This is a genomic window from Corynebacterium sp. MSK122 (genome assembly GCF_030229435.2).
Taxonomy (GTDB): Bacteria; Actinomycetota; Actinomycetes; order Mycobacteriales; family Mycobacteriaceae; genus Corynebacterium; species Corynebacterium marquesiae.
This window is the reverse complement of the sequence record NZ_JASPHV020000071.1, coordinates 1-532: the sequence shown is the minus strand read 5'-3', so window position 1 is coordinate 532 and position 532 is coordinate 1. Positions and strand designations below refer to the sequence as shown.

Sequence of the window (532 nt, the reverse complement as noted above, 5' to 3'; positions counted from 1 at the left end):
TGGTACCGTGACAGCGCCTCAGTACGCGATAATTCTGACGCTTCAGGCGGCGAAACAATGGAAGAAGAACTCAGGCGTCTGCGCCGCGAAAACCGCGAACTGAAACGAGCAAACGGGATTCTTAAAACTGCTTCGGCTTTTTTCGCAGCGGAACTCGACCGACCCACGACCAAATGATCTCCTACATCGACGCGTACAAAGATCAATTTGGGGTCGAGGCCATCTGCCGAGTCCTTAAACAAGCAGATCGTGGATTCATTACTTCACGCGGCTACCGCAAAGCCACCACACGTGTTCCCAGCGCAAGAGCCTTAAGCGATAGCCTGCTCATCCCAGAGATACAGCGTGTGCATGCGGAGAATTTCTCGGTCTACGGCATCCGCAAAATGTGGCACGCGATGAACCGCGAAGGCTTTCATATTGGTCGCGACAAGACCGCACGTCTGATGAAACTTGCAGGTGTTTCTGGCCGCAGACGTGGGCGAACCCCAATAACAACGGTAAGCCCGAAGACACCGGATCATCGCCCGGA

The 532-nt window shown here is 54.3% G+C and carries 1 pseudogene; it reads left to right on the top strand.

The features are described from left to right. Nucleotides 1-532 (top strand): annotated as a pseudogene (locus QP934_RS11505) (IS3 family transposase); the annotation flags it as partial.